This is a genomic window from Rhodococcus sp. AW25M09 (genome assembly GCF_000333955.1).
Taxonomy (GTDB): domain Bacteria; phylum Actinomycetota; class Actinomycetes; order Mycobacteriales; family Mycobacteriaceae; genus Rhodococcoides.
In genome coordinates this window covers 38,033-49,213 of sequence record NZ_CAPS01000030.1, presented here as the reverse complement: position 1 = coordinate 49,213, position 11,181 = coordinate 38,033, and the positions used below count along the sequence as shown (strand labels likewise).

Here is an 11,181-nt window from a genome sequence, read left to right as displayed (position 1 = left end):
GACGGTAGCTAGCGGATCTTGAAGATCACGAACGCTGAACCAGGAAGTTGATGACCGTCGCCGTGCCCTGGGCAAAGACGAAGGCCACGTTGGCGTACCAGAAGCCGTCGGGAAGGGCCTGGTAGAGCCAGGTGTAGATCCCGACCTGGACGGCGAAGGTCACTCCGTACAGCGCGACGACAGCGATGAACCGGGCCCGCGACGGTGCAGCGTTGAACGTCCAACGCCGGTTGATCAGGTAGGCCGTGGTGGTGCCGAGCACGAAGCCGATGGCCTTCGCCAGCGTCACGCCGACGCCGAACACGAAATGCAGCAGTAGGTTGACGCCCTGGTCGACTATCGCCGACAACACACCCGTGGCCAGGAAGCGCAGCACCTGCGTCTTGAGGTCGAGCGCCTCGTCGGCGATGTTTTCGGTCAGCGGCAGCTCGACGGGCAGTGGGACGTGGTGCTGCAGCTCGTCGTCTTCGGGCGACCAGTCGTCGCCCGTGAAGCCGTCGTCTGTGGAGCGATCGGGGGTGGACACGAGGACTGACACTAGCGGCTCGCCGTCGACAGCGGCCTTTACTCGACACCGCCTCGTTGCAGAAAGTGCATGCAAGTAACTTGTCCGTGTGACGTCGGCGCAGGAAGTTTCGTCCAGTGCTCGAGCTCGGCGCGGACCAATGTTGTTCATCGCCGCTATCGCGGCCGCGCTGTTCGTGCTTCGAGGCCTGCCGCGGATGCGCTCTCCAGCACTGTTCGCCGAAGATGGCCAGATATTTCTCGCGGAGGCCCACAACGACGGTATCGCCGCCATAATCACGCCCTACGCAGGCTATCTGCATGTGATACCGCGCCTTGTCGCCGCACTTCTCGAGCCGCTTCCCGTTACATCTGCCCCGATTGCCTACCTGTGGGCAGCCGTTGTGGTGCACCTGTTGTTCTTGACGCCCGCTCTGTCGACGCGACTGGCGTGGCTCATTCCCTCGCCCGTCCTGCGCGGCGGCTTGTTTGCCTCGTTGTGCCTGATGGCACCGCTATGGGAGCCCTACGGAAATATCGCGAACCTGATCTTCGTGGCGGGTCTGACCCTGCTCTTGTTGATCCTGAGCACTGACCGGCACGGCGGATCGGGCGTGGAGCCGAGTTGGTGGCCGTAGGACTCATCGGACTGAGCGGACCGTTGATCGTGCTGTTTCTGCCATTTTTTGTGTGGCGATGGTGGCGCAACGGCAGAACACGGCACTCTCTTTACGTGGTCGCCGTCGCCGCGGTGGGAGCGGTCATCCAGCTCGCTACATACTTGTCGTCCGAGCGATCGACGCCCGGCGGAGGAACGCTTGTCCTATTGGCCAAAACCGCGGGTGAGAGAGTCGGCGGCAGCTGGCTTTTCGGCGACACCAACGTGCTGGCGGGTACACCACACCCCGCACTTACGGTCGCGGTCTATGCCTGGTTTGCCATCGTCGTCGCCCTCACCGTCGCGTGCTTGCCCAAAGTCGCCTTACCCCTGTGGCTGCTGTGCGTGATCCTGCTGTATTCCGCAGTCAACGCGTACGGACCGTCCATGGTCGCCTCATCCCAGGCATTTCAGCGCCACATACTGATTCCGGTTGCCATCTGCATCGTGCTGCTCTGGGCCGTCATCAGCTCGGGTGGCAAAACGATCCTCAGCGCGGTAGCGGCGACCTGCTTACTGGCTGGAAGTTGGGGGATCATCCATGATTTCAGTCCCGACCCTTACCCTCTCAAACCGGACCTGACTCCATTGCGACAGTGCGTGGAGGCAGGCACCGACAGCTGCCACCAAGACATATTCCTCCCGGGTTGGTCAGTAGATCTCGACGGTAGACAGTCCTAGTGGGCTGGTGACGAGAACTGAGCGGGTACCCTCTTGAGCGATGTCCACGACAGCCGACGACGCACTCTTCCCCCTGGAACCACAGGCCGGGAACACTGCGCCGCTACCCACGCAGACCCGCACACTGACCGGTTGGGGCCGCACCGCGCCCTCCACCGGCGAGGTGCTCTCGACCTCCGACCCCGAGCTCATCGCCAGCGCGGTCAAGCAGGTTGCCGAGCAGAGCGACTCCAAGCCGTCGTACCTACGACGCGGCGTCATCGCCCGTGGCCTCGGCCGCTCGTACGGTGACAACGCGCAGAACTCCGGCGGACTCGTCATCGACATGAATGCCCTCAACGGCATTCACAGCATCGACGCCTCGACGCGGATCGTCGACGTCGACGGTGGCGTCAACCTCGATCAGTTGATGCGCGCCGCGCTGCCGTTCGGACTGTGGGTTCCGGTGCTTCCGGGTACCCGTCAGGTCACCATCGGCGGAGCCATCGGCACGGACATCCACGGCAAGAACCATCACAGCGCGGGCAGCTTCGGCAACCACGTCCGCTCGATGGAACTGCTCACCGCGGACGGTCAGATCCGCCACCTGACGCCGTCGGGCAAGAACGCCAAGCTGTTCTGGGCGACGGTCGGCGGCAACGGCCTGACCGGCATCATCCTGCGCGCGACCATCGAAATGACGCCGACGGAAACGGCCTATTTCATCGCGGACGGCGATGTCACCAGCACGCTCGACGAGACTATCGCCCTGCACAGCGACGGCAGCGAGAACAACTACGACTACTCGAGCGCATGGTTCGACGCGGTTGCCCCGCCCCCCAAGCTCGGTCGCGCGGCCGTGTCACGTGGATCGTTGGCGCGCCTGGACCAGCTTCCGGAAAAGTTGCAGAAGGATCCGCTGCGCTTCAACGCGAAGCCTCTCGTGAAGTTTCCTGACATCTTCCCCAACGGTCTGGCGAACAAGTACACCTTCTCCGCCGTCGGCGAAGTCTGGTACCGCAAGTCGGGCAACTACCGCAACAAGGTGCAGAACCTCACGGCGTTCTACCACCCCCTCGATATGTTCAGCGAGTGGAACCGCGCCTACGGCTCCAAGGGATTTCTGCAGTACCAGTTCGTGGTGCCGCCGGAGGCTGTGGACGAGTTCAAGAAGATCATCGTCGACATCCAGCAGTCCGGGCACTACTCGTTCCTCAACGTGTTCAAGCTGTTCGGGCCCGGCAACAAAGCACCACTGAGCTTTCCGATTCCCGGTTGGAACATCTGCGTGGACTTCCCGATCAAACCCGGCCTCAACGAGTTCGTGCGCGAACTCGACAAGCGGGTGCTCGAATTCGGCGGTCGTCTCTACACCGCGAAGGATTCTCGCACCGACGCCGAAACCTTCCACTCGATGTACCCGCGAATCGACGAATGGATCAAGGTCCGTCGATCCGTTGACCCCACAGGCGTTTTCGCCTCCGATATGGCAAGAAGGTTGGAACTGCTGTGACGATAGATGCCGTCGGCAACCCCCAGACGATTCTGGTTCTGGGTGGCACAAGCGAGATCGGTCTCGCGATCACCGAGGAGTACCTGTCGAAGTCTCCGGCCCGCGTCATCCTCGCTGCGCTGCCGAACGACCCGCTGCGCGAGAGCGCAGTCGCACAGCTGACCGCCAAGGGCGCGAAGTCCGTCGAGATCATCGACTTCGACGCACTCGACACCGCGTCACACCCGAAGGTGATCGACGCGGCCTGGGCCAAGGGTGACGTCGACGTCGCCATCGTCGCCTTCGCCGTCGACTTCGATGCCGAGGAGCTCTGGCAGGACCAGCGCAAGGCCGTCCTCGCCGCGAACATCAACTACACCGCCTCCGTTTCGGTGGGCGTGCTGCTGGGCGAGAAGATGAAGGCGCAGGCCTCCGGCCGCATCATCGTCATGTCCTCGGTGGCAGGCGAGCGGGTACGACGCTCGAACTTCGTCTACGGCTCCACCAAGGCCGGACTCGACGGCTTCTACCTCGGACTCGGAGAAGCATTACGCGAGTTCGGACCTCGCGTCACCGTCGTCCGCCCGGGGATGGTGCGCACCAAGTTCAGCGCGCACGTCAAGGAAGCTCCGATGACTGTCGACAAGGAGGTCATCGCGAAGCTCGCGGTGAACGCGTCACGCAAGGGCACCCCGCTCATCTGGACTCCCGCTCCGTGGCGTCTGGTGATGATGGTGCTGCGGCACGTGCCGCGGCCGATCTTCCGCAAGCTGCCCATCTAACTACATGACAGTCGGGGTTGCACCGGTGCGCAGAACCGCCTCTGCCGTCGGCGAAACAGTTGTCGGTGTGATCGTCGCGGTCGTGGTCGCGACGGTCGGGTTGTATGCCTTCTCTCTGGTTCAGTGGCCGGCGTTCAATTCGTCCAACGTCACGCGGGCACTGACGACGCTCGGGCAGGTGGTCGCCGCAGTACTGTTCGCCGCGTCGATCTACCTGTACCGAATCCACAAGTGGCCGTGGGCGGCTCGACTGACAGCCTGGATCGGACTGTCCGGGTTCGTCACCGTCACCCTCGGGATGCCGCTGGCGGCAACCAAGCTCTATCTGTTCGGCATCTCCGTCGACCAGGAGTTTCGTACCGAATACCTGACGCGACTGACCGATTCCGCGTCGTTGCGCGACATGACCTATATCGACATCCCGCCCTTCTATCCGGCCGGCTGGTTCTGGCTCGGCGGTCGCGTCGGCAATGTTCTGGGCATGGACGGCTGGGAAGTGTTCAAGCCCTACGCAATCGGACTGCTTGCCGTCACCTCGGTGGTGGCATTCGTGTTGTGGAAGGCATTGATTCGCAGCGACTGGGCCGTCGCAGTCAGCGCCGTCACCACCGCGCTGGTCGTGGCTTACGCCTCCCCCGAGGCCTACAGCGCCGTCATCGTGCTGCTGTTCGCTCCGGCGCTGATCCTCGCCTGGGGAGCGCTGCACCGGCCTGCTACTCCTGCCCCGGAAGGGGTTGGAACGGCCACCCCCGACGGGATGAATGTGGCATCCAGTCAGTCAGAGTGCAAGAAAGGGACATTCATCCCGGATGGGGGACGAGCCGGCGGATGGGGCGCGGTGGTCGGCACCGGACTCTTCCTCGGCCTGGCCGCAACGTTCTACACCCTGTATCTCGGCCTGGCCGCGTTCACCGTCGTGCTCATGGCCCTGTTCGCAGCAGTCCTTGCGTATCGCGAACGGAAGTCCTGGCGTGCACTGGTTCCCATCGCCGTCAAAGTTGCCGCGATCGCAGTCATCTCCGGCGTCATCGCAGCTACCGTATGGCTGCCGTACCTGATCGACTTCCTGCGCGGCGCACCGTCCACATCGGGCACGGCCCTGCACTACCTGCCCGAAGCCGGTGCGACACTGCCGTTCCCGATGTTCGAGTTCTCCCTGTCAGGCATCCTCTGCCTGATCGGCACAGTGTGGGTCGCGGTGCGATTCTCCTCCTCGCGCCGGGCCCAGGCACTCGGCGTCGGCGTCGTCTCGATCTACCTGTGGACGCTGCTGTCCATGGCCGCAACAGCGGCGGGCACGACGCTGCTCTCGTTCCGACTCGAAGCGGTACTGATCGTATTACTCGGCAGCGCAGGTGTTTTCGGTTTCCTCGAAGGCAGCCATGCGATCTACCAGGCCATCAACGAGCCGCCGAAGTTCCGTATCGCTGCCGTCGTCGTGGCGACCATCGGTGCCATGGCCTTCGCGCAGAACATCCCGCAGGTACTGCAGACCGAGATCACCGTCGCGTACTCCGATACCGACGGCGACGGCAATCGAGCAGACATGCGTCCGCCGAGCGCAGTGTCGTACTACCGCGAGGTCGACGACACCCTCACCGAACAGACGGGCAGACCGCGCGACGAGACCGTCGTACTGACCGCCGACACCTCATTCCTCAGCTACTACCCGTACTTCGGCTTCCAAGGCCTGACCTCGCACTACGCCAACCCGTTGGCGCAATTCGATCAGCGAGCCGAGGCCATCGAGCGGTGGACCGAGCTCGAGACCCCAGATCAGCTGGTCGACGCGCTGAACAACAGCCAGTGGCGCGCCCCGGACGCCTTCCTGTTCCGACGCGGCGCGGACGGCTACACCCTGCGTCTGGCCGAGGACGTCTACCCCAACGACCCGAACGTGCGTCGCTACACCGTCACCTTCGACGAGTCGCTGTTCGAGGATCCGCGCTTCACCGTCACCGATATCGGCCCCTTCGCGCTGGTGGTGCGCACGTCATGAGATGTGACCCAAGTCCTTCAGGTTTTCGCCTCTTGTGATCCTTCTGTAACCTCGACGCGATGACCACCCACGACCAGAGCGTTCTCGAGCGGCAGCCCACCACGGCAACGCCTCGACACTCCGGCGTCGGACGTGGTGACGCTGTTGCGGCGGTCGGATTTCTCGTCGCCGCGATGTACGTCCTGCAGGGCCAGTGGCGCAATCTGAGTGGCGGCTACCTCTACAACAGCGGCCAGGACCAGACGATGTGGGAATGGTTCTTCTCCGTCGCCGCCCACGCCGTCGCGAATCTGGGCAACCCACTGTCGAGTGACCTGCAGAATTACCCGCTCGGGGTGAATCTGATGGCGAACACCGCGATGTTCGGCATCTCGATCCCGCTGGCCCCGATCACGCTGCTCTTCGGGCCCACCGTCACCTGGGCCATCGCACTCACTGCGGGCTTGGCCGGCACCGCCCTCGCTTGGTACTGGTTGTTCTCTCGTCAGCTCAACGCCTCCAAGGGCGCAGCCGCGGTGGGCGGCGCACTGTGCGGCTTCGCGCCCGGCGCGATCTCCCACGCCAACGGCCACCCCAACTTCGTGGTGCTGTTCCTGCTGCCGATCATCGCGATGCTGGTCATCCGCATCGCACACGGCGGCGGGACGACCAAGAACACCGTCGGGCTCGGCCTGATCATCGCGCTGCAGATCCTGCTCGGCGAAGAGCCGCTGCTGATCTTTGCGATGTCGTTCGCCATCTTCGCCGTCGTCTACTACCTGTCGAGACCGCATTCGCTGTGGCCCGCAATCCGTCTGTCCGTCCCGCGTCTCGCAGTGTCGGCCGGCATCGCGCTGACGCTCGTCGCGCTGCCGCTGTGGTGGCAGTTCTTCGGCCCACAGTCGTACTCGTTCCTCGAACACGGCCCGATGGGCAACGACGCGAAAGCGCTGTTCCAATTCCCTAAGCAATCGCTCGGTGGCGTCGCCGCACCGGGCCAGAACGTCCGCATCAACGCCACCGAGGAAAACGCGTACTTCGGTTGGCCGCTGCTGGTGTTGTGCCTGATCGCATCTGTCTGGATGTGGCGGGTCGCGTGCGCCCGCGCGGCCGCTGCGACGGCAATCGTCATGAGCGTGCTGTCGCTCGGTGCCACGCTGGTCATCGGCGAGGACGACACCGGCATCACGTTGCCGTGGTCGAAGCTGGCCGATTACCCCCTCGTCGAATCCGTCCTCGAGACCCGGTTCGCATTGGGCGCAGTGCCTGCATTGGCGCTGCTGCTCGTGCTGGCCACCGACCGCGCGTTCCGCAACGGACTGCGACCACTGCCTGCGTTCTGGATCGCCGGGCTGGCCCTCGCACTTGTGCCTCTGATCCCGACGCCGTTGGTCGCCGTCGACAAATCTCCGACGCCGCAGTTCTTTTCCGACGGTTCGTGGGAGAACTACGTCGACGACGGTTCCGTGGTCACCGTGCCCCTCCCGCGGCCCGAGGACGCTCGGCCGCTGCGCTGGCAGATGGACGCAGACATGGGCTTCCCGCTCGCCGCCGGATACTTCGTCGGGCCGAGCGATCAAGAAGACAAGGTGGCCAAATACGGTGCCGTCGACCGGCCCACGGCGCTGCTGCTGGGCTCGGTGTACGACAAGGGCACCGTCCCGGAGATCACCGACGGTCAACGTGCGCAGGCACTCGAGGATCTGCGGTTCTGGGAGGCGGACGTCGTAGTGCTTCCCACCAGTAATCGGACCGTCGCGTTGCGCGCGACCGTCAGCGAACTGCTCGGCGTCGAACCGGTCTACACCGGCGGCGTATGGGTGTGGGATGTGCGGGAGCTCGTCCAATAGCATGTCCGGCGTGCCTGCCTCTGCTGTTCCGAAGACCTCCACGACCTCGCGACGCCAGGATTTCAAGACCGTACGGCTGATCGCGATCGTCACCGGAATCATCGGCGCAGTGCTCGCCATCGCGACACCACTTCTTCCGGTGCAGCAGGACGTCGCTTCGCTGTCGTGGCCGCAGAGCTCGTTCGGCAGCGCCAACGCCCCGCTGGTGAGCTACTCACCGCTCAACATCGACGCAACGATTCCCTGCAGCGCAGCCGGCCGACTCGACGGCAACGGCACCCTCGTCTCCACCGCTCCGACAGCCGCTGCGAAGACCGAGCAGAAGGCACTGATCGTGCGGGTCGACGACGGTCGACTGCAAGCGCTGCTGCGCGATCGCGTCCTCGCCGAAGCGCCGCTTTCCGAGTTGAGCACTGACTGCGCACTGACGATCTCGTCCGACGCCGAACGCACGGTGGTCGACCTCGACGGCGATGCGAACACCGTGGAGGGGGACATCCGGCCACAGGTCGTCGGCATCTTCACCGATCTCACCGCGCCGGTCGACGGCCTGAGCGTGCGCGTGGACATCGATTCGCGCTACTCCTCGACTCCGTCGACATTCAAATTGCTCGCGATGATCGTGGGAGCGCTCGCCGTCATCGCCTCCCTGTTCGCATTGCACCGACTCGACAGCCTGGACGGTCGCCGCCACCGCAGATTCCTGCCCTCGCGCTGGAAGTCGATCACCGGCGTCGACGCCGTCGTCGTCGGGGTGCTGGTGCTGTGGCACTTCATCGGCGCGAACACCTCCGACGACGGCTACCTGCTCAACATGGCCCGTGTCTCCGAGAACGCCGGGTACATGGCCAACTACTTCCGCTGGTTCGGCGTGCCCGAAGCGCCGTTCGGCATGCCGTACTACGACATGCTCGCCGCCTTCGCCAAGATCAGCACCGCCAGCATCTGGATGCGGCTGCCCGCCACCATCGCAGCCTTGCTGTGCTGGCTCGTCATCAGCCGCGAGGTCATCCCCCGCCTCGGACGCGCAGTGCTCACCAACCGCGTCGCACTGTGGACCGCCGGCCTGGTATTCCTCGCATTCTGGCTGCCCTACGACAACGGGCTTCGCCCCGAGCCCATCATCGCGCTCGGTGCACTGCTGACCTGGTGCTCGATCGAGCGCGCCATCGCCACCGGACGACTGTTGCCCGCCGCGGTCGGAACCCTGATCGCCGCGTTCTCGCTCGCCGCCGGACCGACCGGACTGATCGCTGTGGCCGCACTGCTCGCGGGACTGCGCCCGCTGGTGATGATCGTGGTCAAACGATCCCGAGAGGTGGGCCTACCCGCAGTTCTCGCCCCGCTGCTGGCGTCGGGAACTGCGGTGCTGATCGCGATCTTCGCCGACCAGACTCTGAGCACCGTGCTCGAGGCGACCCGCGTGCGCGCGGCCATCGGACCGAACGTCCCGTGGTTCGAAGAACGGGTGCGCTGGGACGCACTGATGACCATCTCGCCCGACGGCTCACTGGCCCGACGATTCGGTATGTTCGCGATGCTGCTGTGCATCGTCGTGTGCATCGCGGTGATGCTGCGCAAGAACGGACGCATCCCCGGTACCGCCACCGGGCCGTCGCGTCGAATACTCGGAATCATCCTGGGTGCACTGGCTTTGATGATGTTCACCCCTACCAAGTGGACCCACCACTTCGGTGTCTACGCCGGTCTTGCGGCATCGCTGGCCGCACTGGCGGCGGTGGCCGTCACCGCCGCCACCGTTCGATCTCCGCGTAACAGAACACTGTTCACCGCTGCCGTCCTGTTCCTGACGGCGCTTGCCTTCACCAGCTCCAACGGCTGGTGGTACGTCTCGAGCTACGGCATTCCGTGGTTCGACAAGCCGCCGTCGATCGCCGGGAAGGGCTTTTCGACGATCCTGCTCGGCCTGACGGTGCTGACGCTGCTGTATGCCGCCTACCAACATGTTCGATTGCCTTACCGCAGAAACGAACCGACCACGCGTCGACGCTTCGCCCCGTCGGCACTGACCATCGTCGCCGGCGGTGTCGTCGCCTTCGAGGTGCTCTCGTTCGCCAAAGGTGCTGTGGCGCAATATCCGGCGTACTCCATCGCCCGCTCGAACTTTGCGGCTCTCGCCGGAAACTCGTGTGGGCTAGCCGGTGACGTGCAGGTGGAAACCGACGTCAACGGCTCGGTCCTGCAACCGATCGACCCCGGTGCGGACGCCCTCGGAGCCAGCGGCAACACCGGATTCACCCCCGACGGCGTCGCCCGAGACCTGACCGCAGACTCCGAGGACACCGCCCAGGGCAGCGCCAACTCCATCCGCCCCGACGACTCCGAACAAAGCGCATCGAGCACGTCATCGAACTCCGCGGGCACCTCCGGCGGAACCAACGAGAACGTCGGAATCAACGGCAGCGCAGTGGCTCTGCCGTTCGGCCTCGACCCCTCGACCACTCCCGTGCTGGGCACCTTCGGTGCCACCGAGCCTGCATCACTGACCTCGGGCTGGTACGCACTGCCCGGCAGCGCATCGGACCGCGGCGACCTCATCTCCATCGCCGCCGCCGGCCGCATCCGGTCGGTGGACAAGGACGGCGTCGTCACTCCGGGGCAACGCGTCGAACTGGAATACGGACGGCGTGACGGTTCGGACGTGCTCGCGCTCGGGCGGGTCACCCCACTCGACATCGGCCCGTCGCCGTCGTGGCGCAACCTGCGGGTCCCGATGAACGACCTGCCCGGCGATGCGGACGTCGTACGTATCGTCGCCGAGGACAACGACCTGGCGGGTGATCAGTGGCTCGCCGTCACGCCGCCGCGGGTCCCGAAGACGCAGACGCTGAACTCACTCGTCGGATCGACCGACCCGGTGTTGCTCGACTGGGCCGTCGGATTGGCATTTCCGTGCCAGCGACCGTTCGATCACCGCGATGGCGTCGCCGAGGTACCGCAGTACCGGATTCTGCCCGACCGCACCGGTGCCGAATCAACCAATGCCTGGCAGGACTCGTTCGGCGGCGGACCGCTCGGCTGGACCGAACTGCTTCTCGGGGCACAGACACTGCCGTCGTATCTCGCCGACGACTACGCCCGGGACTGGGGTTCGATCGAGAGATACATGCCACTCGATCCCGCCGCACAGCAGGCCGACATTACCGTCGAGCAGCAGTCGCGGTCCGGATTGGCCAGCGACGGACCGATGAAAACCGACTGATAGCCCGTTTTTTCCGCCGCAAGCGGGAGTAGCA

Annotated in this window: 7 protein-coding genes and 1 pseudogene; 7 read left to right on the top strand and 1 reads right to left on the bottom strand. The window is 64.7% G+C overall.

The window, feature by feature from the left end:
- Positions 1 to 8 precede the first annotated feature (8 nt).
- Positions 9 to 526 (bottom strand): annotated as a pseudogene (locus RHODMAR_RS05440) (GtrA family protein).
- 139 nt (positions 527 to 665) lie between these two features.
- On the opposite strand from RHODMAR_RS05440, the gene RHODMAR_RS05435 reads away from it, so the two are divergent.
- Genes RHODMAR_RS05435 through RHODMAR_RS05405 form a run of 7 tightly spaced genes read left to right on the top strand, consistent with a single transcriptional unit; the run spans position 666 to position 11,147 of the window.
- Positions 666 to 1,142 carry a hypothetical protein gene (locus RHODMAR_RS05435; protein WP_008712134.1) on the top strand — a complete coding sequence of 159 codons (477 nt, stop codon included), beginning with the start codon at positions 666 to 668 and terminating at the stop codon, positions 1,140 to 1,142.
- Positions 1,133 to 1,843: a hypothetical protein gene (locus RHODMAR_RS05430; RefSeq protein ID WP_008712131.1), complete on the top strand. Its 711-nt coding sequence runs from the start codon at positions 1,133 to 1,135 to the stop codon at positions 1,841 to 1,843. The genes RHODMAR_RS05435 and RHODMAR_RS05430 overlap by 10 nt, the downstream gene beginning before the upstream one ends.
- A gap of 40 nt (positions 1,844 to 1,883) precedes the next feature.
- Positions 1,884 to 3,335 (top strand): FAD-binding oxidoreductase, encoded by a 1,452-nt coding sequence (locus tag RHODMAR_RS05425; protein ID WP_008712129.1) that lies wholly within the window; start codon positions 1,884 to 1,886, stop codon positions 3,333 to 3,335.
- Complete coding sequence (locus RHODMAR_RS05420) at positions 3,332 to 4,096, top strand: decaprenylphospho-beta-D-erythro-pentofuranosid-2-ulose 2-reductase (protein ID WP_008712128.1); 765 nt, start codon at positions 3,332 to 3,334, stop codon at positions 4,094 to 4,096. Before RHODMAR_RS05425 ends, RHODMAR_RS05420 begins: the two co-directional genes overlap by 4 nt.
- 4 nt (positions 4,097 to 4,100) lie before the next feature.
- On the top strand, positions 4,101 to 6,095 hold the full coding sequence (locus RHODMAR_RS05415; RefSeq protein WP_008712125.1) for a galactan 5-O-arabinofuranosyltransferase: 1,995 nt from the start codon (positions 4,101 to 4,103) through the stop codon (positions 6,093 to 6,095).
- 59 nt (positions 6,096 to 6,154) lie between these two features.
- The gene (locus tag RHODMAR_RS05410) at positions 6,155 to 7,924 is read left to right on the top strand and encodes a hypothetical protein (protein ID WP_008712123.1); all 1,770 of its coding nucleotides are present in this window, start codon (positions 6,155 to 6,157) and stop codon (positions 7,922 to 7,924) included.
- 1 nt (position 7,925) lies between these two features.
- Complete coding sequence (locus tag RHODMAR_RS05405; RefSeq protein ID WP_008712121.1) at positions 7,926 to 11,147, top strand: arabinosyltransferase domain-containing protein; 3,222 nt, start codon at positions 7,926 to 7,928, stop codon at positions 11,145 to 11,147.
- The last annotated feature ends 34 nt before the right edge of the window (positions 11,148 to 11,181 follow it).